Below are 22,652 nucleotides of genomic sequence, written 5' to 3'. Positions count from 1 at the left end.
GGGCGGGTCAGGAGGGGCGGACGACGAGCTCGACCCCGATCAGCTCCACCAGGACGGACCCGGCGGCGTCGATCAGCGCCGCGTCGCAGCGCGCCCCGGTGTCGTGCGCCGTTCGTCGCCGCACCACACAGCGCACGGCGCCGTCCACCGGACCGCGCCGGTGCAGCCTGCACTCGGCGACGGCCATCGGCAGCGTCGCCGCCCCGAGCACCTTCTCGCCCCAGAGCACGGCGAGTTGCAGCGCGCCGTCCACGGCCGCCGGATCGAGCGGGCCGTGCTCGTCCGCCCAGCCCAGGGCCCGTACGCCCACGACGGTCGCCTCCGCCCCGTGCTCGGACAGGCCGCGCACCGTGCGCAGGGCGTGGAACCGGGGGCCGTGGAAGAGGACCTCCCCGTCATAGGGCGTGGCCCGGTCGAGAGGCTTCAGACCGTCCGGGGTGTCCCACGCGGTCGTGCCGGGCTCGCCTGTTCCGGTGTCCCACGCGGTCGCGTCGGGCTCGCCTGTCCCGGTGTTCGATGCGGTCGCGCCGGGCTTCCCCGTCCCGGTGTCCCACGCGGTCGTGCCGGACGCTCCTGTCCCGGTGTCCAGCACAGCCCGGAAGTGCGCCGGGCCGTCCTCGCCCCGCAGCTCCGCTTCCAGACCCGAGGGTGCACCGGGCGCGCCCCGGCTGCCGAGCACGGTGAGCCGGTGGCCCGGGCCGGACAGCTCCGGCAGGGTGTACTTCTGGTAGACCCGCAGATCACGCAGGACGAGCCGCCCGGCAGCCGGCAGCCAGGCCGTGGCCGCGCCCGCGAACCAGTTCAGGACCAGGGCCACGGGCAGCACCGGAACACCGGCGGGCGCGTGGTCGGCCAGCTGCGGCAGGGTGTCCGAGCGGACCAGCACCTGTGCGCGCCGCAGGTCGCCCGCCGGGGCCGGGAGGTCCGGATCGTCTCCCGCCGCCAGGACCACGCGGGCCTCGCCGGCGACACCGTCCACCTCGGCCGTGAAGGCCGCGGCCCCCTGGGCCAGGGGGATGAGCGGAACCCCGGACCGGCCGAAGTGCGCGGCCAGGGCCGGCGTGACCATGCCGCCCTGCCAGGGCCCCCAGGCCACACACCGCACCAGGCAGCCGGGCCGACGGGCCTGCTCGGCCGACGCGACCTGGAGGAGGACCTCATTGGCCATCGCGTAGTCGCTCTGCCCCGCGTTGCCGAACACGGCGGCCACCGACGAGAACAGGAGCATCGTGTCCAGTGGATCGTCCGCCGTCGCCGCCAGCAGCGCCCGCAGGCCGTCCACCTTCGTCGCCATGACCGACTCGGCCTGCTCGTCGGTCTTGTCGACGATCCGCTTGTCGGCCAGCACCCCCGCACCGTGGACGATGCCGGTGACCGGCCCCCACGTCTCGCGCACGGTGCGCAGAGCAGCCGCGAGCGCGTCGCCGTCGCGGATGTCCACCCGGACGTACCGGGCGGGTGATCCGGCGGCCTCCAACCCCGCCAGTGTCGCCCGCACTTCGCGCGCGGCCAGAATCTCCCGGGCCCGCTCCGCGATCCGGGCGGGCGAGGAGTCCGCCGCGTCCGGGGCCCGCTCCGCGAGCAGCCGGGTGAGCGCCGGTTCGTCACCGGCCGACGTCAGTCCGGCCGGCTCGACGGCCAACTCCGTCCTCCCGAGCAGCACGATCCGCGGACGGTGGGTCCTGGCCAGGTCGAGCAGGGCCGCCGCGGTCACCCCTCGGGCCCCGCCGGTGGCCACGATCACGGAAGCGCCGGAGATCCGCCGGGAGCCGGCGGGCGTGACCGGCTCGGGCGCCATCCGCAGGAGGGCGCGCGTGCCGTCCGCGCGGAGACCCGCCTCCCTGTCGGCCCCGCCTTCGAGCAGCTCCCCGACGATCGCTTCGGCGACCTCCTCGTCGTCCCGGCCGCCCCGCTCGCAGTCGACGATCCTGACCGAGGAGTCCGGCCACTCCTTCGCCGCGGTCCTGGCCAGACCGGCGACCCCGCCCAGCCACGCACGGCCGGGCGCGTGACCTCCGAGCCCGAAGTCGCCCCCGGTGTCCTGGACGGTCACGAACAGCCCCCCGCTCCCGGCGGCCCGGGGCGCCACCGCGCGTGCCGCGCGGAGCGCCGACCGGTGGACCTCCCGCGCCTCGTCGGGCGTACCGCCCGCGGTGAGTCCGCCGAGGTGGACGACGCCGCGGGCGTTCTCGGGCACGTCCGCCACGGCGGTGGCGGCCACGCCGCGTTCCGTCAGCTTCCGGGCCACCAGGCCGACGATCGAGCACCCGTCCGGACCTCCGCCGGTCACCGCGACGGGCCCGTCCAGCAGTCCCGCCGTGGCCAGCCCGGACGCGGGGGACTCCACAAGACGCGGTACCAGCCGCGTCAGCGGCGTACGCTCACCCGCCCCGTCGTCGTCGGGGGCGGGCGGGGCGGCCGGGGCGGAGGCCTCGCGGACGACCCGGGTCCCGGCCGCCACGGAGTGCTGCCCGGCCCGGGCATCCGGCTCCGGGGGCCCGGGAGGCCGCGGGCCGCCGCTGAGCGCCTCGACGATCTCGCGCAGCGTACGCAGCCTGCCGAGCTGCCCGGGGTCCCCCGTCGCCACGTCGCCCACCTGCCGGCGCATCGCCGACAGGATCTCGACGCGCTTGATGGAGTCGACGCCCAGATCGGCCTCCAGCTCCATGTCCATGTTGAGCATGGCGGTGGGATAGCCGGTGAGGCGGGCCACCACCGACAGGAGCAACTCCTCCAGCTCCGACGGTGACAGGGACACCGTGTCGTCGACGGGAGCGTCGTCCGGGGAAGCGGCAGTCGTCTCCGGCGCGGCGAAAGGCGCCGCCGGGGCCGCAGCGGCCGCGGGAAGGGTGGGCGTCGCAGGGGCGGGCGTGGGCGCCGAGGCCGGGACAACGGTCACGACCGGAGCCGACGGCGTCATGGGCGGCGCCGGTACGTGCCCCGGTGACGAGGAGCGGGGGAGCGGCAGTGGGAGCGCGGGAGCCGGGACGTTCCCGTCGACGGCCGGGTCCGGCGCCCCGAGCATCGCGGCCAGCGTTGTCTCCGTCATCCGCAGAAAGGCCAGATGGCTGTCGGTCAGGAGGCGCTGGCAGACCGCGTGGGTCTCCGCCGTCTGCCGTTGGACGCTCTCGACGGCGGCGAACCAGTCGCCGCCGGCCGTGGGCCCGACTCCGGCGGTCTCGGCGGGGTCGGCCTCGTACGCCGAAGGCTGCTGGGCGTGGGACGGGGAGGGGAAGGGGGAGGGGGAGGGGGAGTGCGCGGGCATGGGGACCGCCGGGGTGTCGGACGCGGACGTGGACGTGGACGTGGACATGGACGTGGGTACTGGCACGGGCACGGAGGCGGGGTGCGGTCGGTGTCGGGGCTCGGGCGCAGGAGCGGGCGACAGCTCGGCGGACGCGGCGCGCACCGGCGGCGACTGACCGTGGTAGTTGCCGCCGTCGATCTTCACGGTCATGCGGGGCTCGCGCTCCTTCGCTGGAGTTCCGGGCGAGGCGTACGGCGCCCAGAGCGGGTCGAGATCGAGGGGGACACCGCGTACGGCGAGTTCGCCGAGCGCGGCGTGCAGGGTGTCGGCACCGGACCGGTCCTGCCGCTCCAGGGGGACGGCCGCGTGCTCGCGGTCGCCGAGGATCTGGTGGACCAGCCCGGTCAGCGTGGCGCCCGCGCCGATCTCGACGAAGGTGCGGACCCCCGCCGCGTACATCGCCTCGATCTGGTCCTGGAAGAGCACCGGGGAGGCGAGATGACCGGCGATCCGGCGGCGCACCTCGTCGGGGGACGAGGGGTACGGCGCCGCGTCCGCGTTGCCGTAGACCTCGATCCGGGGCTCCGCGAGCGGCACCGTGCGCAGGTACGCGGCGAGCGGCTCGACGGCCGGGGCGACCAGCGGGCTGTGGAAGGCCGTCGACGCGGCCAGCCGACGGGTGCCGACCCCCTCGGCCGAGAACGCCTCCTCGGCGCGTGCGACCGCCTCCACCGATCCCGAGAGCACCACCTGGCGCGGGGAGTTGTGGTTGGCCGGCCAGAGGTCGCCGAACCCGCCACCGGCCAGTACCCCGGCGACGTGCGTACGGTCCGCCGCCACCGCCAGCATCGCGCCCGGGGCGTCCGCCGCGTCCCGCATCAGCTCGCCGCGGCGACGGGCCAGCCCCACCAGGGACTCCGCGTCCAGAGCGCCCGCGCACGTCAGCGCCACCAGCTCGCCGAAGCTGTGGCCCGCCACGCAGTCCGGCCGCAGCCCCAGCCCCCGCACCACTTCCAGCAGGGCCAGCGCGTGCACCGCCAGCGCGGGCTGCGCCCACTCGGTGGCGTCCAGCAGGGTCCGCCGGGCGGCGCGTTCCCCGTCGGTGAAAGCGGGCGGCGGGAACACGACCCGGTGCAGGGGCCGCCCGTCGAAACGGGTGCCGCCCAGCCGGTCCCACACGGCCTGGGCGGCCGGCGCCAGCATCGCGAGACCGGCTCCCATCCCGACGTACTGGGACCCCTGTCCGGGGAACAGGAAACCGATACGGCCGGGCGCGGCCTCCCCGTACGCGTACTGGACCCCGGTGGGCGTCGAGAACGCCGCGTCGGGGCACCGCCGGATCAGTGCGAGCGCCTGCGCGTACTTCTCCCGCAGCTCCTCGGCGTCGGTGGCGACGACGGCCAGCCGCACCCGGGCGGAGGGGGAGAAGACGGCCTGGCTCTCCCGTGCCAGCGCGGCCAGCGGACGATCGTCGTCAGTCCGGGGCGCCGTCAGGTCCGACGGGGAGTCGCCACCGAACAGGACGAGCTCGCTCGGCGCCGTGCGGTGGCGCAGGGCCGGGCGCCCCGGGCCGCCCGAGGGCGCGTACTCCTCCAGCGTGACGTGGAAGTTGCTCCCGCCGAAACCGAAACTCGACACCGCCGCCCGCCGCGGATGGCCGGCCGGCCGGACCCACGGGCGGGTCTCGGTGTTGACGTAGAACGGGCCGTCCGGGGTGGCGGCCGCCGGATTCGGCCGCTCCACCTTGACCGTCGGCGGCAGCACCTGGTGGTGCAGGGACATGACCGCCTTGAGCAGGCCCGCCGCGCCCGCGGCGCACTTGGTGTGGCCGATCTGCGACTTGACCGAACCGATCGCGCACCACTGCCCGTCCGGGCGACCCGGCGCACCGAACACCGCACGCAGAGCCGCCAGTTCGGCGCTGTCTCCGGCCTTGGTGCCGGTCCCGTGCGCCTCGACCAGCTCCACGGTCTCCGGCCCGTAGCCGGCTCCCTCGTAGGCGCGTCGAAGGGCCCGTTCCTGGCCCTCGGGCAGCGGGGCGTAGATCGCCGTGCTCCTGCCGTCGGACGAGGTGCCGATACCCCGGATCACCGCGTGGATCCGGTCGCCGTCACGCTCGGCGTCGGACAACCGCTTCAGCGCGTACATGACGACCGCTTCGCCGAGCATGGTGCCGTCCGCCGCGGCCGAGAACGGCCGGCAGTCGCCGGTGGGGGACAGCGCGGGCGTCTTGGAGAAGCACAGGAACATGCCGATGTCGTTCCCGGTGTCCACGCCACCGCTGATCACCAGGTCGGCCCGGCCCAGGGACAGTTCACCGACGGCCGTCGACAGCGCCGCGAGCGAGCTGGCACAGGCGGCGTCGGTGGTGTGGTTGATGCCGTGCAGATCGAACCGGTTGGCGATCCGGCCCGCGACGACGTTGCCGAGCAGCCCGGGGAAGGTCGATTCGCGCCACGGCTCGAAACGGGCCGCGATGCGATCGCACACGGCTTGCGCCTCGGTCTCGTCGACTCCGCTCTCCCGCAGCCCCGCGAGCCATGCGGGGCGTTGGGTACGCCCGTACATGTGCGGAAGGAGTTCGAGAGCCGCCGCGCCGAGGACGACGCCGGTCCGGTCGCGGTCCACCCCGGCCGGACCGCCGGCATCCGTCAGCACCTGGTCGGCGACCATCAGGGCGAGCAGTTGGGAGGTGTCCGTCGCCGGCAGATTGGCGGGCGGCACCCCATAGGCCAGGGGATCGAAGTCCACCTCCGGGAGGAACGCGCCCCGGCGGGCGTATGTCTTGTCGGGGGCGGCCGGATCCGGATCGTAGTGGTCCTCCGCGCGCCAGCGGGCGGCGGGCACCTCGGTGATCAGGTCGCGGCCACCGGTGACGATCCGCCAGTAGCCCGCCGCGTCCGTGGCGCCGGGCACCAGGGCCCCCACGCCGACCACGGCGATGGGGAGCTGGCGGGGGTCGGGGTCGGACATGCTCTCTCCTCGGGGCCGTACGGTCGGTACCGACGCCCCGGTGGCGCCGAGGCCGCTCACGCCAGCTCGCACGGCGCGTAGGTGAACGCCTCGGCCGGCAAGGGAACGCCGTACGTGCGCAGTTGATGGGCGCGCGTGAGCACGGCGGCGCCCTCCAGCAGGTTGAGTCCGATCCACACCACGGACCGGTGCGCCGGATCGGCCAGGAACGAGCCCGCCACCCACCGGTTGAACGCGCCCATCGCCGGCCCGCACCAGATCTGGAAATCCGCCCGCCGCGACTCCTCCCCGGTGATCGCCCACCGGCTGGAACTGCCCAGGTACCAGCGGAAGACCAGGGCCATACGGTGCTTCGGGTCGGCCTCCGCACGGGTGATCTCCGCGGGATCGCGCTGCTCCCAGAACGCGCGAGCCTGCCGCCAGATCTCGTCGAACGGGGCGCGCAGCACGTCGCGTTCGATGGTGGCGCGCAGCGCGGACGGGATCTCCTCCAGCGACCCATGGGCCCGGTACGCCGCATGGAGCCGAGCCGCCCGCTGGGCGAACATCGTCCCCCGGGAGAGCACTTGGAGCTTCACACCCAGCTCGAACATGTCGGCCGCCGGCGCCATGGCCACATCGGAGACGTCCGCGTCGCAGAGCATCGCCTTGGCCGCGTCGGACAGGCCCGCCTCGACGGCCGTCTGGTTCACCGACCCGACGACCACATAGGAGGCGCCGAGGGAGAAGGCGGCGGCCACCGCGTCCGGTGTGCCGAGACCGCCGGCCGCACCGAGCCGGACCGGCCGACGGTAACCGAACCGCCGGCACAGCGCGTCACGCAGCGCGGCGATCCTCGGCAGCAGCACCGACAACGGCCGGTTGTCGGTGTGCCCGCCGCTGTCCGCCTCCACGGTGATGTCCTCGGCCACCGGCACCAGGGCCGCCAGAGACGCCTCCTGGCGGGTCAGCTTCCCCCGGGCGACGAGGGAGTCCAGCAGCGCGGGCGGCGCGGGGGAGAGGAACCTCTCGGCCACCTCGGGCCGGGAGACCTTCGCCAGCAGGCGCGTACGCCGGACGACGGCGCCGTCCGGGCCCCGGCGCAGTCCGTGCGCCGAGCACAGGACGACCGCCGGGGTCAGCTCCATGAACGCCGACGCCGAGACCCGGGGCACACCGCGACGCAGCAGCAGCTCCGCGACGCGGAACTCCAGTGCCGGTTCGGCCGGCGAGTGGATGAGATTGACACCCCAGTTCGAGCGGGACCCCAGCTCCCGCACCAGTGTGTGCACGGCCCGCTCCACGTCGGGGTAGGCCAGACCGCCCGCGCCGAAGAAGCCGATCATCTCCGCCCGGGCCATCGCGGAGACCATTGCGGTGGTCGCGATGCCGTTCGCCATCTCCCCCGCGACATACGGGAAACGGACGCCGTGCGCCTCGCAGAAGGTACGGCCGCCGAGCCATTCGGGGTACAGCGGCGGCAGCGTGCCGAGCACCGGACCGGCGGGCGCGGCGCCGGTCGCGATCCCCAGCTCCCGGCCGTCCGGCCCGCTGACGATGTGCACGGGTTCCCGGATCTGCCGGACCCGGGCCGTGATCCCCTCGGGCGAGAAGACCGGCAAGGAGGCGGCAGGCGGGCCGAGAGCGGTGAGGACGGACACGGGAAGGCTCCAACGGGGTGGGTCGGGCTGCTGGTCAGGCGTACCGGGCGGACGGGGGAGGGGCCGGGGGGACGCCCGGCGACAGGGGCAGGGCCCCGCCCCGGGGGGCCAGCCCGGACCACAGGTAGTCGAGGCCCACCGGGGCGGAGGCCGCCGACGGCCCGAGCCGCGTCCTGACCCGGGTGTCGTCGAACCGTCGCCGATGGGCGAGATAGGCCGTCATGCCCGGGTAGAAGTCGAGCAGCGTCTCCAACGCCGACGGGGCGTCCGGCTTGGCGGAGACCAGGTCGACGGAGAGCGGGAGCAGCCGCTCCAGGAGGTCCACGACCGTGGGTACGGGCACATCGCGGTCGTGGACGACGTGGTACGTGTCGACCCCGCCCGACGGAGTCAGCCCGGCCAGCCGCACCATGACGTCGGCGGCGTGCTCCACCTGCAAGAGGTTCAGCCGGCCGTGCGGATGTCCCACCGTCCGGACCCGGAGCCGGTCGCCCGACCCGGCGGCGCCCAGCGCGTCGCGCAGAATGCGCTCGACGACCTGCAACGGGTGCGAGGGCAGCTCGGGGTGCGGCGGCCGGTCGGTGACCAGGATGCCCGGCCGCAGGACCAGGGCCGGACGGCCGTGCTCCCGGGACCAGCCGTGAACCAGCAGCTCCGCCTCGTACTTGGACTGCTCGTAGGCGTTCTCGAAGCCGTCGGGTGCGTCCAGCTCGTCCTCGTACGCCACTCCGGTGCGCCGTGCACCGGCCACGAACGCGGTGCTCACATGGCGGATCAGGGGTGCCCCGCGACCCGCGGCCGCCAGTTCCAGTACGTGCCGGGTCCCTTCGACGTTGGTCGGTCGCAGCTGCGGTAGGTCGCCTTCCAGATTGATGCTGCCCGCGCTGTGCCAGATCTCGCCGAGACCGTCGGCCAGCCTCTGGAACGTCCGTGCGGACAGGCCCAGCCGTGGCAGCGCCAGGTCGGTCTCCACCACCCGCAGCCGGCCGGGGAGCCGGCCGAGGAACGCCTCGGGTGAGCCTGTCAGTTCGAAGAACCGGGTGATGCGGTGCAGCGCGTTCCCCGACCCGGCATGGGCCAGGACGGTCACCGACCGGTGCGTGGCGAGCAGACGACGCAGCAGACGCAGTCCGAGGAATCCGGTGGCGCCGGTGAGTGCGACGTGCACGAGCGTGGCTCCAAGGGCGGTGAGAGGGGCGGTCCCTGACCGGGTGCGGAGGGGGAGACGGAGTAGCGCCGTTGCGGCGGCCGGGTGCGAGGGCAGGGGCAGCGGGATGTCACCGGCCGCCCCGCACCGCGGATCGTGACGACGATCGCACCGCGCACGGTCGGCCGATCCGGTGCGGCCGGTTCTCGCCGGCTCTCCGGTGCCCCTCCGGCGAGGGGTTCTCGGGCCTCGCAGCCCGGTGATCACCGGCGCACGGCACACAATGGCAGACGGCGAACGGGACAGGCGCCTCGATTCCTCCCGCTCACCCGAACGGAGTACGGAGCGGCGCGGCCGGTGCGCTTCCGCACGGCCCGGGGCGCGGAACGCCGTCGGCCGAGCGGCTCCGGCCCGCGGGCGGCCGGAGACGGCCGGAGTTCCACGGTGGTGATCGGAGCCCCATCCCTCTTTCGAGGGAACCCGCCGCCGAGGACCCGGATCACCCTCTCAACGGGTCGTCAGGCCGGCCGCGGCAGCCGGTGCGTGGGGCCGCTGACCCGCCGGGGCAAGGGCACCGGGAGCCGCCGGGGGCCCGGGGCCGGGCGGGCCGGCGGCCGCGGGCCGACCCGCATCCGGCCGCTGAGGCAGGAGCGACGGGCGGACACCGCACGGACCCACCCCCGTCCGGTGGTCATCCTGATGAGCGGTCGGTTCCGACGGCGTGCTGGGGCCGGGTCCGGGCGGCTCGCCGAGACCGACGGCCTCCTGCCATCGCCCGCTCGCGTCCCTCCGCCTCTCCGTCCCTCCGCCCCGCCTTGCCGCCCTCGCCTTTCAGCCCACCGCTTCTCCGTCCCTCCTGACATCAACGCGACTGCGCCCGAATCGAATTGGAGCCCTGAAGCCCCATGCCTGACCCCGAGCAGCCCACCCTGCCCGCCTCCTCCGACCGCTCCGCCCGGCCCGATCGGCTGATTCCCTCGCCCCGCCACCCCACCCACGCGGTCGACCGCGCGTTCCTCAAGCTGGAGCGCCGTCGGCCCGACGTCCGCTGGGACGCGGGCGGCGTCGCGTATCTCAGTGGTCCGCCCCCGGCCCTCGCGGACCTTCGCGCGTACGTGGGATACCGCCTCGGCGAACTGCCCCTGCTCACGAGCCGGCTGGCGGGAGGCCGACGGTCCCGGTGGCAGCCGGACGCGGACTTCGCCGTCGACCGGCATGTGCACGAGGTGGTCGCCGACGGACCCGACGCCCGGGACTCCGCCCTGCACACCGCGCTCAACGCCCCGTTCGCCCCCGGCTGCTACTGGGGGGTCTGGCTGGTCCACGGCCACGACCCCGACGCGTACGCCGTCTGCTACCGCTTCCACCACGCCTGCCAGGACGGTTCGGCCGCCGCCATGACCTTCCGGGCCATGCTGGGTGAGGGGGAGCCGTCGGCGCGCCCGGTACCGGGCCGGGACCGTCCGTTCGGGGTGCCCAGGCGGGCGGGGGCGGCCGTGGGGCTGGCCACGAGGTTCCTGGCCCGCTCCCTGACCGTTCGCGGCCACCGCCCGGACGCGGCCTTCGTCCCCTCCGGGGAGCGGCGGCTGTGGCGGGGCCGGGCACCGGTGGACGCCCTCCGCCGGATCGGCGCCGGGCGGGGCGGTTCGGCCCACGACGTGCATCTGGCGGCGCTCTCCGGGGCGTTGTCGGTCTGGTCGGCCCGTGCCGGGGTGCCGCTCCCCCGGGTGACGGCCGTGCTGCCCGTCGACGCACGACGCGCCGACGAGGAACAGACGTGGGGAAACCGCTGCTTCGCCCTGCCGCTCGAACTGCCCGTGCGGACCGTCCCGGAACACCCGGACGGTTCCCGGGACGGTGACGAGCCCCTGCGTCGGCTGGATCAGGTCATGGCGACGACCCGGAAGCTGCGGGGCGAGGCCTGGCGGCAGGCCATTCAGGACCTGGTCCGCTTCATGCCGGACGGCCCCACCGAGTGGTACCTGCGCAGGATGCTCTCGCCACGCGTCACCAACGTCATGGCCACCTCCATGCCGCTCGCCGACAAGGGGAGCCTGGGGGAGACGCAGGTGACGGGGACCGCCCTGTTGCCCCTGCTCGTGCCGGGTCATCTCTTCGCCGTGGGGCTGTCGTTCTTCGGCGACTGGGCGGAGGTGTCCTTCGTCGCCGACCGCGCCCTCCCGCTGGGGGAGCTGCTGCCGGAGCTGTGGGAGCAGGCCGTGGGCGAGCTGGAGGAGAGCTCGACGCCCGTGTGAGCCGGGCGGGAGCCCTCCCGTACCGGACGGGCGCGCAGCGGACCCGCGGCTCACACGGCGTCGGCCGCGGGCGCGGGGAAGCTCGCCCCGGGACCGGGCGGGAGCGCACCGCGGGCTCGACGCCTGCCTGCCCGGAGTTCCCGTCGGAGGGCTCGCCGGTAGGAGCGGATGTCGATCTCGATCCCGTGACGGTAGGTGGGCGCGTAGGCCTTGTCGTGGTGTCGCCGCGCGCGGGCGATCGCCCGTGTCATCTCCGCCGGCTCCGGCAGGCGCACCGCTCCCTCGATCAAATCGGCGACCCATTCGGCCTGCGGTTCGAGCAACGGGAAAGCGGCGCCGGCGGGTTGGGCGAGTCCCATGAAGTAGAGCCCGGGGAGCCCGGGCGGCACCGTGCGGAGATAGAGCTCCGTGCGACCGCCCGGTGCGGCGGCGAAGACGGAGGGGGCCAGAAAGGGGAAGGAGATGGCGTACCCGGTGGCGTACACCACGGCGTCCACGCTCTCGCGGCTGCCGTCCGCGAAGAGCGCCGTCTCCCGGCCGAAGGAGCTGACGCCGGGTTTGGGGGTGACCGCGCCCCGGGCCAGCTGGACGAGGAGTTCGTCCGACGTGGAGGGATGGGCGGCGAGGGGCCCACGGACCGGTTCGGGAAGCCCGTAATGAGCGGGGGCGCCACGGGTCAGCCGCAGGAGAAGCGCCATCGCCGGGTCCTTGAGGAACCGCGGCAGGCAGGCCAGCGGGCTCCCCGCCAAGTGGTCGGCCGGCCGGCCGAGCAGCATCTTCGGGAACACGTGCACCGTGTCGCGCGCGGAGAGGAACGTCCGCGCCGCCGTGCGGGAGACCTCCGCCGCGATCTCGCACGCGGAGTTGCCCATGCCGATCACGAGCACCCGCCGGCCGGCATACGGCTCGGGGGAGCGGTAGTCGTGCGAGTGGAGAGCGGGGCCCTCGAACGTCTCGGCTCCCGGTACGGCGGGGTCCGGCAACCGCGGGTCCCAGTGGTGCCCGTTGGCCACCACCACCTCGGTGTAGCGCTGTGTCCGCTCCTCCGTCTCGCCACGGCGCCGGCGGACGACCTCCCAGCCGCCGTCCTCCAGGGGCCGTACGGAGGTGACCTCCGTGCCGAATCCGATGTGCCGGTGCAGACCGAACGTGGCCGCGTACTGCTCCAGGTAGGCGAGGACCTTGCTGTGGTGCGGGAAGACCGGGTAGGTCTCCGGCATCGCCAGCGAGGAGAACGACATGCTCTCCTTGGAGATGTTCGCGTGCAGTGACGCGTACACCCCCGACATACCGTTGTCGTTGCCGTAGCGCCAGAGTCCGCCGATGCCCGACCCCGCCTCGAAGCAGTCGAACGGAAGGCCGCGCGAGGCAAGGACCTTGCTCGCCGCCAGGCCGGACGGCCCCGCTCCGATCACGCACGTTCTCCGCATGGCCGACCGGCCTTTCCTCTTGGGTACGTGACGACGGCTCCAGGCCCGCGCCGCGGGCGCTCCGAGCCCGGTCACGCTATGGGCTGCCGCCGCGCCGGGGGGCGGTTTCCGCGGTAGTCCCGTCGCACGCGTGACGCGTCGTGCACCGGGTTGACGCCGGGCGAACGGGCGCGCCTTGGGCGCCGTTTCCGCCGCGTGGCCGGCTCGTTGGGCACGAGCGGATCGGTTCCGCGAGCACGGGAAAGACCTGGGACGACGGAGCGAGACAATGGACGTCCAAGATGTGCACCACTCCTACGGGCAGTACGCGGTTCTCCGGGGAGTCGACCTTCGGCTACGGCCCGGCACCCTCGCCGGGATCGTCGGGGAGAACGGCGCCGGCAAGACGACGCTGCTGAGGATTCTCTCCGGTGAGCTGGGGCCGGACCGCGGCTCGGTGCGGCACCACGGCAGGTTCGGCTACTGCCCGCAGTCCGTGGTGCTGGACGACTCCTTCACCGTCCGCCAGCATCTCGACCTCTTCAAGGCCGCGTTCGGCCTCGCCGACCTGCGGCGGTCCGAGGAGGTGATGGAGACCCTGGCCTTCACCGAGTACCTCGACCGGCGTGCGGGCCAGCTCAGCGGTGGGTCGCGGCAGAAGCTGAACCTGACCCTGGCGCTCATGCACGACCCGGACGTGCTCCTGCTGGACGAGCCCTACCAGGGCTTCGACTGGGAGACCTACCTGCGCTTCTGGGAACTGGCGACGAGGCTGCGCGACGCCGGGCGTTCGGTGCTGGTCGTCTCGCACCTGGCGTACGACATCGACCGGCTGGATCTGCTCTGGCGGCTGGAGAACGGGCGCCTCCACCGCCAGGAGCGGCCTACGGGGGCGGCGGCATGAGGCGGCACTGGTTCCTGTTCGCCACGGCGACCGGATACGCGTTGACCGGGCACGCCCGCAACCGGTTCGCGATGCTGCTGGTGGTCGTGTACATCCCCGTGTGGATCGCCCTCGCCTACGTGACCATTCCCGGTCAGCCGGCCCCGTTCCGGCTCCGGGCCACCGGCGAGATCCTGTCCCCGCCCGGCAACCACCTCACCCAGATCACCGGTGCGCTGAACGCGGTCACCCTGATCGCCGGGTTCATGATGTTCGCGGCCACCTTCACGGGAGGGGCTTTCGACCGCCGCCTGGCGATGGCGGGCTACCCTCGCTATCACCTCGTCCTCGCGAAGCTGTCCGCCCTCACGCTGGTCTGCGTCGCCGTCGCCGCGTACGCCACGGTCGTCGTCGGATTCACCTGGCCGCCGCGACAGCCCCTCCTCCTCGCCGCCGCCCTGTTCTGCGCGGCTCTGACCTACGGCGCGCTGGGCGTGGTCTTCGGATCGGTGCTCCGCCGAGAGGTCGAGGGCATGTTCGCCATCCTGATGATCAGCGTCCTCGACGTCGCCCTGCAGAATCCCCTCTCCAGCTCCGGATCCGACAGCGCAGTCGTGCGCTTCCTCCCCACGTACGGAGCCGTGCAGGCGAGCATGGCCGCGGCCTTCTCCGACGCGTCGGCCGTCCGGGGGCTGTTGATCCAGTGCCTCTGGCTCGTCGGCGCCGCGACGGCCGGCTTCCTGGTCTTCCGCCGACGGACCCGGAACGCGCTCTCACCGGGATGTGGGGGAGAGGTTCCGTCCCCTCGCGGCCGCCGCCGCGGGACGGCCGACGGCCCCCTCGTCGCACGGACGGACGACGACCCTGTGTGCCACCGTCCGCCTCACCGAAAGGCCCGTGACCTGCGCAGGCGGTGATCGTTCTGTAGCCGTCGGGCGCTGATGCGGCGCCCGGACCGTCACTCTCTCTCGTACGAGGAGCACTGCCCCATGACTCTTTCGCGTACTGTCCAGCGCACCGCCCTCACCGCGGCACTCCTGTCCGTCTCCGCGCTGGCCGCCCCCTCCACCGCCCAGGCGGCCCCGCTGCCTCCCGCGTGTCAGGAGGCGCTGCTCGAAACCCTCGACAAGTTCCCCGTCGTGGACTTCACGGTCCCCGACAAGGCCAAGAACACGATGCTGGGCGAGGTGCTGGGACTGAGCGAGGCCGACCAGGCCGTGTTCACCGAAGCGGCGTGCGCGGCCTGGAACACCTGGGCGACCCAGAACGGCCAGGCCGTCGCCACGGACCTGGACACCCGCTACCGGAACGCCGCCGGACCCGTGTGCAACAAGTTCGCCAGGTCCTCCCTGGCGACGATCAAGAAGCACGCCCCGAACGTGCCCGCCGCAACCCGTGAGATGGAGAAGGTGGCCAAGAAGGTCTGGAGCAACTCCATGGAGAAGCTGGCCGCGGATGCCACCAACGCCGATTGCCGTACGGCTTACAACGCGGTGAAGGCCGGCTGGTAGCAGAGCAGAGCCCGGGCGCGTCGCGGGGCCGGGGCCGCGCCGAGCAGGCGGCGGGCCCCGACCGCGCGGTCAGACCAGGTCGAAGCGGTCGAGGTCCATGACCTTGCTCCAGGCGGCGACGAAGTCCGTCACGAACTTCTGCCGCGCGTCGTCGCTCGCGTACACCTCGGCGAGGGCACGGAGTTCGGAGTTGGAGCCGAAGACCAGGTCCGCGCGGGTACCGGTCCACTTGACCCGGCCGGTCGCGTCGCGGGCCTCGAACTCGTCCTGCGCCGCCGACGTCGACTTCCAGGTGATGCCCAGATCGAGCAGGTTCACGAAGAAGTCGTTCGTCAGCGTGCCCGGGCGGTCGGTGAGGACGCCGTGGGTCGAGCCGCCGGAATTGGCGCCCAGCACGCGCAGACCGCCGACCAGGACCGTGGTCTCCGGGGCGCTCAGCGTCAGCAGGTTGGCCCGGTCCAGGAGCAGATACTCGGCGGGCAGGCGGCTGCCCTTGCCCGCGTAGTTGCGGAAGCCGTCGTACAGGGGCTCCAGGGCGGCGAAGGACTCGACGTCCGTCTGGTCCTGCGTGGCGTCGACCCGGCCCCCGGTGAACGGCACCTCCACCTCGACGCCGGCGTCCTTGGCCGCCTGCTCGACGGCCGCGTTGCCCGCGAGGACGATCAGGTCGGCCAGCGAGACCTGCTTGCCGCCCTGGGCACCGAAGGACTCCTGGATACCTTCCAGAGCCCGCAGGACCTGGGCCAGCTCGTCCGGGTCGTTGGCCTCCCAGCCGCGCTGCGGCTCCAGACGGACCCGGGCGCCGTTGGCGCCGCCGCGCTTGTCGCTGCCGCGGAAGGACGCGGCCGAAGCCCAGGCGGCCGAGACCAGCTGCGCCACCGTCAGGTCCGTGGCGAGCACCTGCTCCTTGAGAGCGGCGATGTCCTCGGCGTCCAGCGGCTCAGCGGTGCGCGCGGGCAGCGGGTCCTGCCACAGCAGCACCTCGGACGGCACCTCGGCGCCCAGGTAGCGCTGGATCGGACCCATGTCACGGTGCGTCAGCTTGTACCAGGCGCGCGCGAAGGCGTCCGCGAACTGGTCCGGGTTCTCGTGGAAGCGGCGCGAGATCTGCTCGTAGGCCGGGTCGAAGCGCAGCGAGAGGTCGGTGGTGAGCATCTGCGGCTTGTGCTTCCTCGACGCGTCGTGAGCGTCCGGGATGGTCGCCTCCGCGTCCTTGGCGACCCACTGCTTCGCACCGGCCGGGGACTCGGTCAGCTCGTACTCGTACGCGAAGAGGTTGTGGAAGAACTCGTTGCCCCACGTGGTCGGGGTGCTGGTCCAGGTCACCTCCAGACCACTGGTGATGGCGTCCCCGCCCTTGCCCGTCCCGTACGAACTGCGCCAGCCCAGGCCCTGCTCCTCCATCGAGGCTCCCTCGGGGTCCGCGCCGACGTTTTCGGCCGGGCCCGCTCCGTGCGTCTTGCCGAAGGTGTGGCCACCGGCGATGAGGGCGACGGTCTCCTCGTCGTTCATCGCCATCCGGCGGAACGTCTCGCGGATGTCGCGGGCGGCGGCGACCGGGTCCGGGTTGCCGTTGGGACCCTCGGGGTTGACGTAGATGAGGCCCATCTGGACCGCGCCGAGCGGGTTCTCCAGCTCACGGTCGCCGGTGTACCGCTCGTCGTCGAGCCAGGTGGTCTCGGGACCCCAGTAGACGTCCTCCTCCGACTCCCAGACGTCCTCGCGGCCGCCGGCGAAGCCGAAGGTCTTCAGGCCCATGGTCTCCAGGGCGACGTTGCCGGTGAGGATCAGCAGGTCGGCCCAGGACAGCGCCTGGCCGTACTTCTTCTTGACCGGCCACAGCAGACGGCGGGCCTTGTCCAGGTTGCCGTTGTCCGGCCAGCTGTTCAGCGGGGCGAAGCGCTGCTGACCGGCGCCCGCGCCACCGCGGCCGTCGCTGATGCGATACGTGCCGGCGCTGTGCCAGGCCATCCGGATCATCAGAGGCCCGTAGTTGCCGAAGTCGGCCGGCCACCAGTCCTGCGACGTGGTGAGCACCTCGGCGATGTCCCGCTTCACCGTGGGCAGGTCGAGCGCCCGGAACGCGGACGCGTAGTCGAAGTCCGCACCCAGCGGGTTCGCCACGGCGGGGTTCTTGGCGAGGATCTTCAGATTGAGGCGGTCCGGCCACCACTGGCGGTTCCCGCCGCCCTGCGTGGGGTGCGGCGCGCGGCCGTGGGCCACGGGGCAGCCGCCCGCCTGTGCCTCGGGCACCTCGGGGACGGCCGTCTCGGGCGAATCCGGGGTGACGGGATCAAAGACATGCGACTCGTGGTTCTCGGTCATGGCAATCCTTCCGGACCCGGTGGGTCGTGGGGCGCTGAACGGGGGAGGAGGATTCGGTCCGCGCAGAAGGGGCACGAGGTATGCCGGGTCTCGCCGCGCCCGCCCGAACGTCTCACGGACGGGACCGGGCGGTCCCGGCGATGCGAACGAGAACGGCGTTCGGTCGGCGCCGCGCGGCCGACCGACGGTGTCCCACCGCGTTTCTCTGCTGCCGTACCGGAGTCTTCCTGTCTCTTGGATGTCGCCGGGATCGATCCTACGATGGACTTCGTCCAAGTCAAGAAGTGCGCTAAAACGATAATGGCCAGGGCGTGACGTCGTCGGATCCGTGGATCCGTCCGGGGCCGCGCGTCCCCGCGAAGCGGAGCAGGTGACGAGATGAGCGACCTCCTTCAACGGCTACGGGGCCGTGGCTGGCGGTTGACCTCGCAGCGGCGTGTCATCGCGGAGGTCCTCGACGGTGACCATGTGCACCTGACGGCCGACGAGGTACATCTGCGGGCCGCCGCGAGGCTGCCCGAGATCTCCCGCGCCACCGTCTACAACACGCTGGGGGAGCTCGTCACGCTCGGCGAGGTGCTGGAGGTCTCCACCGTCGGCCGGGCCAAGCGCTACGACCCGAACGCGCGCCGCTCCCATCAGCACCTGGTGTGCTCCGGCTGCGGCGCGGTCCGCGACGTCCACCCGGCCGGGGACGCCCTCGGCGACCTGCCCGAGGCCGAGCGGTTCGGGTTCGCCGTCGGCTCGGTGGAGATCACCTACCGAGGCCTGTGCCCGGCCTGCTCCTGACCGCCCGCGCGTCAGTCGGCCGGCTGCGGGGAGCGGAGCACGAGCAGGGTGATCTCGCTCGGGGCGAAGACGCGGAAGGGCGGGCCCCAGAAGCCGGTGCCGCGGCTGGTGTAGAGGAGGGTGCGAGCGCCGTGGCGGCTGAGTCCGGCGACGGCCGGCTGGTCGAGGCGGACCAGATAGTGGAAGGGCCAGATCTGGCCGCCGTGGGTGTGGCCGGAGAGCTGGAGATCGATGCCGTGGGCTGCCGCGCGGTCGACGAACTTGGGCTGGTGGGCGAGGAGGAGCACGGGCAGGTCCGGGTCGGCGCCGTGGAGGGCACCGGCGAGGTGGGCGCGGTGGCCCGCCAGTCCGGAGGACTCGGCGGTGACGTCGTCGACGCCGGCGACCACGAGCGTGTCACCGCCGCGTTCGAGCAGCAGATGGCGATTGCGCAGCGGCTCCCACCCCAGCTCGTCCATCAGGTCGACCCAGCCCTGGGCCTCGCTGTAGTACTCGTGGTTCCCGGTGACATAGACACGGGCCCGGGTCGCCCGCACGGTCCCCAGCGGAGCGGCCTGGGCGCGACGGCGTTCGGCCGTGCCGTCCGCGATGTCGCCGGTGTGGCAGACCAGGTCGGCCTCCAGGGTGTTCACCGTCTCGCAGACCCGCGCCGACCAGCGGGCCCGGTCGAGCGGTCCGTAGTGGGTGTCGGTGATCAGGGCGACCCGCGTTCCGTCCAACCCGGCTCCCAGGCGCGGCAGTCGCACGTCGAGACGGCGCACCCGCGGCACGCGGCGGGCCTCGGCGTACCCCCAGGCGAGCAGCACGGCGGCGACGCCGAGGACGGCCCAGGTGACGATGCGCGCCCGGTCCTGTCCGTCACCCGCACCAGCCACGGTCAGGGCGAGTCGTAGCAGGACGCCGAGCAGTACGGACCAGGTGAACAGGACCCAGATGCCGCCCAGCAGCGTGTCACCGACGATCGCCGCCCGGTCCCGCTGGCGCCGGCCGTGGCCCCGCACCATCGCGAGCGGCATACCGGCCAGGCCGAGGACGAACAGCGCGGTGCCGGTCAGGGCGACCGGGAGCGGCCACCGCTGGCCGGTGTGCAGAAGAACCCAGCACGGCACGGCCCACAGCAGGACGGGGGCGATCAGAGGGACGTAGCGCATCAGACGCTGCAGTCGGCTCCGCTGCGCCTCTTGCGCTTCACTGGCGGCGGATCGGGTGTCGCTTGTCTCGGTCACGCTTCCCCTCCCGAGGTTCTGGCCGGAGCCTCTTGGCCGGCCCATTGTGCGCCGTCGCGGAAAGGCGCCGCCCTTCAGGGGTCGGCGAGTCCGTCGCTGGCGGCACACAGGCGGGGCGCGGTCCCGTGGGCACCCCAGATCGCCCCACTCCGGCATGATGGGCGACCACGAGAATCGCCGGCCCCGTCGGGAACAGCCGGCCCGGTCGGCGCGGTTGCACCGTTCAAGGGACCGGCGCCGTGCGGGCGGGGGACACGGAGGCCGCAGGGTCGTCCGCCCCGTCGGGCTCCGGGCCCTGGGATCGCGGTAGCACGCCCGCCGCCGGCCCGGACCACGACGTATCTCTGCGGGAGGACCCCTTCATGACCGACCGGCCCTTGACTCTCATGGCCGTGCACGCCCACCCCGACGACGAGGCGACCGGAACCGGAGGGGTCCTGGCGCGGTACGCGGCGGAAGGCATCCGCACGGTTCTCGTGACGTGTACCGACGGCGGCTGCGGTGACGGGCCGGGGGGTGTCAAGCCGGGCGATCCCGGACACGACCCGGCGGCCGTCGCCTCGATGCGCCGTCGGGAGCTGGAGACGAGCTGCGAGGTCCTCGGGGTCAGTGATCTGGAGACGCTGGACTACGCCGACTCCGGAATGATCGGCTGGCCCAGCAACGAGGCTCCCGGATCCTTCTGGCAGACCCCGGTGGAGAAGGGCGCCGCCCGACTCGCGGAACTCATGCGGCACTACCGCCCCGATGTCGTCGTCACCTACGACGAGAACGGCTTCTACGGCCACCCCGACCACATCCAGGCCCACCGCATCACGATGGCGGCGCTGGAGATGACCGAGCTGACGCCGAAGGTGTACTGGACGACGATGCCCCACTCGATGCTGCGGCGGTTCGGGGAGGCCATGCGCGAGTTCCACGAGGACCTGCCGCAGCCGGACGCCGAGCCGGAGCGGCAGCCGGAGCCGGACCCGGCCGAGTCAGCGGCGCCGGCCGAGATCGGCCTCCCCGACGACGAGGTCACCACCTGGGTGGACACCACCGCGTTCAGCGGCCAGAAGTTCGACGCGCTGGCCGCGCACGCCAGCCAGGGCGACAACATCTTCTTCCTCAAGATGGGCAAGGAGAGGTTCGGCGACCTGATGGGCACGGAGACCTTCGTACGCGTCCAGGACCCCACCGGCGCGGCCCTGCCCGAGAAGGACCTCTTCGCCGGACTCCGCTGATCCGTCCGGCCTCTACGGCGTGGACGTGCCGGCGCGCATGTCCGCGCCGTACGTCGTGCGGTAGTCCGGGACGACGATCCGGCTCGTGGGGGACTCCCGGTGGACCTGGGCGGCGAACCCGCTCAGGTCCATCACCGGATCGCGGCGCGGGGGCTCGCTCAGCGGCTGCTCGAAGTTGTCCCAGTGGACGGGCACGACGACGCCGGGCCGGTCCAGGGCGCGCAGCAGCCGGGACGTATAGCGGAACGTAGCGGCGCCGGCCGGGACGGCGACCATCGCGAGGTCGGGGCTCAGCCCCTGTACGGCTTGCTCGGAGAAGTCGCTGGCGCCCATCAGAAACACCGACGGACCGCTCCCCACCGTCACCTGGAAGGCCAGGGTGTCGCCCTCCGGCAGATCGGAGATGGTCCTCGGCGGCGCCGCCGGGGGAGCGTTCAGGGTGCCCGGGGCGAAGTAGGAATGCCGCTTGTTGCGGCTGTGCAGGCTCGGCACGACCTGGACGGTGATGCCGTCGAAGTCCAGGACCTCCCCGCCCTTCATCACCGAGATCAGGCCCGGGTCGACCCCGAACGCGACCAGCAGATGGAACGTGGTCTCGGTGCCGACGACCCGCGCGCCGGTGGACTTGACGATATACGGCACGTCGGCGATGTGATCCCAGTGCGAGTGGCTGACCAGAACGATCTCGGGGCGGCCGATGTGCTCCCGCACCAGATCGGGGTCGGACCTCAACTTCGTGTCCGGCTTGAGCCCTCCGTCGAACAGGCCGGTCCTGAACCGGGTGATGTAGGGGTCGAAGAGCACCGTCCGGCCGCCGACGTCGATGCGCCAGCCGGAGGTGCCCAGCCACCGGAAGGATACCGAACCGGGCGCCGGGTCCCCGTGATCCGCCGAGGCGGCGGTGGTGGTCGGGGCGGAGAGCAGCGGGGCCGCCGCGCCGATCGCGGCGCCGCGCAGCACCGAGCGTCGGCCGAATGCCTGGATGCGCCGCTGCGGACGCTGCACGTCTGTGTCCTCGTTCATGGCGTCAGGAGATCAGGACAGGACCCTCTTCGTCCAAGATCGAAATTCGGGTGGTCTCATACGCGAACGCATATGAGACCACGTCAGAACACCTCGCTGCGAAGAAAGTCGACGGCGATCCGGGCCGTGGCGCCGATCGCGGCGTCCACCGCCGTGCGCGAGGCGGCCAGCTCGCGCGTACGGGCGAAGACGGCGACCGCGTAGAGGCCGCCGTCGGGATACCGGACGACCCCCGCCTCCATGTGCAGGCCGGGCAGGGTCCCGGTCTTGGCCGCGATCGTCACCTCGTCGGGAAATCCCGAAACCAGCCGGTGCCGAAATGCCTGACGGCTCATCAGTTCCCGTACCTGGGCACACGCTTCCGGCGGACCTGCCTCGTCCCGCCAGACGAGGCGCAGCAGCCTGGTGATGTCCCTGGGCGTGCTCGCGTTGGTCCGCAGCGGATCCAGCACGCCCAGGCGCCTTTTGCGGTCGTCCGGCAGTGCGGGGTACCGGAGGGCGAACTCCGCCTCGTCGCGCGCGCCGACCTCGGCGAGCATCGACTCCAGTACGTCACGGGGGCCACCCACGACGCGTGTCCTGTCGAGCCCGAGTTCCTCGGCGAGGAGGCGCACCGTGTCCAGGCCGACGCGTGCCAGCAGCAGATCGGCCGCCGAGTTGTCGCTCACCGAGATCGCGAAGAACGCCAGATCGCGCAGCGACAGCTCGACGTCGTCCGCACAGCCCGCCGTGCCCCAGCCGCCGAGCCGGTCGGCTGCCGTCACCCGCACCCGCTCACGCGGGTCGAGCTGGCCGGCGGCCACCTGTCGGGCGAACTCCAGGACCAGCAGCACCTTGAAGACCGAGGCGATCACGACGGGCTCGTCGGCACCGACGGTCACCTCCCCGTCGCCCGGTCCCGCCTCGACGGGGACCGCGTGCAACAACCCCTCGGCCCCCGCCCCCGAGAACACCTCGCGGATCCGCTTCTCGACCATCGGTTCGCCCCTCGCATAAGG

General features: G+C 73.1%; 14 protein-coding genes. 6 read left to right on the top strand and 8 right to left on the bottom strand.

The features are described from left to right. Positions 1-7: 7 nt before the first annotated feature. From ACH4KB_RS32290 to ACH4KB_RS32280, 3 genes are read right to left on the bottom strand one after another with little or no spacing between them, the layout of a single operon-like run. The gene (locus ACH4KB_RS32290) at positions 8-6,220 is read right to left on the bottom strand and encodes an SDR family oxidoreductase (RefSeq protein ID WP_398069692.1); all 6,213 of its coding nucleotides are present in this window, start codon (positions 6,218-6,220) and stop codon (positions 8-10) included. 56 nt (positions 6,221-6,276) lie between these two features. Continuing rightward, on the bottom strand, positions 6,277-7,860 hold the full coding sequence (locus tag ACH4KB_RS32285; protein WP_398069690.1) for a PfaD family polyunsaturated fatty acid/polyketide biosynthesis protein: 1,584 nt from the start codon (positions 7,858-7,860) through the stop codon (positions 6,277-6,279). 34 nt (positions 7,861-7,894) lie between these two features. Further along, on the bottom strand, positions 7,895-9,028 hold the full coding sequence (locus tag ACH4KB_RS32280) for an SDR family oxidoreductase (protein ID WP_398069688.1): 1,134 nt from the start codon (positions 9,026-9,028) through the stop codon (positions 7,895-7,897). Between the two features lie 884 nt (positions 9,029-9,912). Between ACH4KB_RS32280 and ACH4KB_RS32275 the strand changes: the two genes are divergently transcribed. Further along, on the top strand, positions 9,913-11,262 hold the full coding sequence (locus tag ACH4KB_RS32275) for a wax ester/triacylglycerol synthase domain-containing protein (protein WP_398069686.1): 1,350 nt from the start codon (positions 9,913-9,915) through the stop codon (positions 11,260-11,262). A 50-nt stretch (positions 11,263-11,312) separates the two neighbouring features. Here ACH4KB_RS32275 and ACH4KB_RS32270 read toward each other — a convergent pair whose 3' ends face one another. Further along, positions 11,313-12,677 (bottom strand): flavin-containing monooxygenase, encoded by a 1,365-nt coding sequence (locus ACH4KB_RS32270; protein ID WP_398069684.1) that lies wholly within the window; start codon positions 12,675-12,677, stop codon positions 11,313-11,315. Positions 12,678-12,960: 283 nt separating this feature from the next. Between ACH4KB_RS32270 and ACH4KB_RS32265 the strand changes: the two genes are divergently transcribed. From ACH4KB_RS32265 to ACH4KB_RS32255, 3 genes are all read left to right on the top strand, one after another. Beyond that, positions 12,961-13,575, top strand: a complete 615-nt coding sequence (locus tag ACH4KB_RS32265) for an ABC transporter ATP-binding protein (RefSeq protein ID WP_398069682.1) — start codon at positions 12,961-12,963, stop codon at positions 13,573-13,575. Further along, positions 13,572-14,471, top strand: coding sequence for an ABC transporter permease (locus ACH4KB_RS32260; protein WP_398069680.1), 900 nt, complete (start codon positions 13,572-13,574; stop codon positions 14,469-14,471). The genes ACH4KB_RS32265 and ACH4KB_RS32260 overlap by 4 nt, the downstream gene beginning before the upstream one ends. A 72-nt stretch (positions 14,472-14,543) precedes the next feature. After that, on the top strand, positions 14,544-15,065 hold the full coding sequence (locus ACH4KB_RS32255) for a hypothetical protein (protein ID WP_398069678.1): 522 nt from the start codon (positions 14,544-14,546) through the stop codon (positions 15,063-15,065). A gap of 69 nt (positions 15,066-15,134) precedes the next feature. Here the strand turns inward: ACH4KB_RS32255 and katG are convergent, their stop codons facing one another. Continuing rightward, entirely contained in the window at positions 15,135-17,390 is a 2,256-nt protein-coding gene (katG, locus tag ACH4KB_RS32250) for a catalase/peroxidase HPI (RefSeq protein WP_398069676.1), read from the bottom strand. Between the two features lie 378 nt (positions 17,391-17,768). Between katG and ACH4KB_RS32245 the strand changes: the two genes are divergently transcribed. Then, positions 17,769-18,179 (top strand): Fur family transcriptional regulator, encoded by a 411-nt coding sequence (locus tag ACH4KB_RS32245; protein WP_398069674.1) that lies wholly within the window; start codon positions 17,769-17,771, stop codon positions 18,177-18,179. A gap of 11 nt (positions 18,180-18,190) precedes the next feature. Here ACH4KB_RS32245 and ACH4KB_RS32240 read toward each other — a convergent pair whose 3' ends face one another. Further along, positions 18,191-19,405 carry a metallophosphoesterase gene (locus ACH4KB_RS32240; protein ID WP_398069672.1) on the bottom strand — a complete coding sequence of 405 codons (1,215 nt, stop codon included), beginning with the start codon at positions 19,403-19,405 and terminating at the stop codon, positions 18,191-18,193. A 362-nt stretch (positions 19,406-19,767) separates the two neighbouring features. Between ACH4KB_RS32240 and ACH4KB_RS32235 the strand changes: the two genes are divergently transcribed. Further along, on the top strand, positions 19,768-20,631 hold the full coding sequence (locus tag ACH4KB_RS32235) for a PIG-L family deacetylase (protein WP_398069670.1): 864 nt from the start codon (positions 19,768-19,770) through the stop codon (positions 20,629-20,631). A gap of 12 nt (positions 20,632-20,643) precedes the next feature. Here ACH4KB_RS32235 and ACH4KB_RS32230 read toward each other — a convergent pair whose 3' ends face one another. Beyond that, the gene (locus ACH4KB_RS32230; RefSeq protein WP_398069668.1) at positions 20,644-21,654 is read right to left on the bottom strand and encodes an MBL fold metallo-hydrolase; all 1,011 of its coding nucleotides are present in this window, start codon (positions 21,652-21,654) and stop codon (positions 20,644-20,646) included. An 83-nt stretch (positions 21,655-21,737) separates the two neighbouring features. Continuing rightward, on the bottom strand, positions 21,738-22,631 hold the full coding sequence (locus tag ACH4KB_RS32225; RefSeq protein ID WP_398069666.1) for a serine hydrolase: 894 nt from the start codon (positions 22,629-22,631) through the stop codon (positions 21,738-21,740). Positions 22,632-22,652 lie beyond the last annotated feature (21 nt).

The organism is Streptomyces sp. NPDC017520, from assembly GCF_044329855.1.
Lineage (GTDB): Bacteria > Actinomycetota > Actinomycetes > Streptomycetales > Streptomycetaceae > Streptomyces.
Note: the sequence above shows the minus strand (reverse complement) of the source record. Positions and strands in the feature narration are given on the sequence as shown.

Bases quoted from the DNA above. Each gene is read 5' to 3' on its own strand.
- ACH4KB_RS32290 (WP_398069692.1), bottom strand. From the start codon at position 6,220: ATGTCCGACCCCGACCCCCGCCAGCTCCCCATCGCCGTGGTCGGCGTG.
- ACH4KB_RS32230 (WP_398069668.1), bottom strand. From the start codon at position 21,654: ATGAACGAGGACACAGACGTGCAGCGTCCGCAGCGGCGCATCCAGGCA.
- ACH4KB_RS32265 (WP_398069682.1), top strand. From the start codon at position 12,961: ATGGACGTCCAAGATGTGCACCACTCCTACGGGCAGTACGCGGTTCTC.
- katG (WP_398069676.1), bottom strand. From the start codon at position 17,390: ATGACCGAGAACCACGAGTCGCATGTCTTTGATCCCGTCACCCCGGAT.
- ACH4KB_RS32260 (WP_398069680.1), top strand. From the start codon at position 13,572: ATGAGGCGGCACTGGTTCCTGTTCGCCACGGCGACCGGATACGCGTTG.
- ACH4KB_RS32245 (WP_398069674.1), top strand. From the start codon at position 17,769: ATGAGCGACCTCCTTCAACGGCTACGGGGCCGTGGCTGGCGGTTGACC.
- ACH4KB_RS32225 (WP_398069666.1), bottom strand. From the start codon at position 22,631: ATGGTCGAGAAGCGGATCCGCGAGGTGTTCTCGGGGGCGGGGGCCGAG.
- ACH4KB_RS32275 (WP_398069686.1), top strand. From the start codon at position 9,913: ATGCCTGACCCCGAGCAGCCCACCCTGCCCGCCTCCTCCGACCGCTCC.
- ACH4KB_RS32235 (WP_398069670.1), top strand. From the start codon at position 19,768: ATGACCGACCGGCCCTTGACTCTCATGGCCGTGCACGCCCACCCCGAC.
- ACH4KB_RS32255 (WP_398069678.1), top strand. From the start codon at position 14,544: ATGACTCTTTCGCGTACTGTCCAGCGCACCGCCCTCACCGCGGCACTC.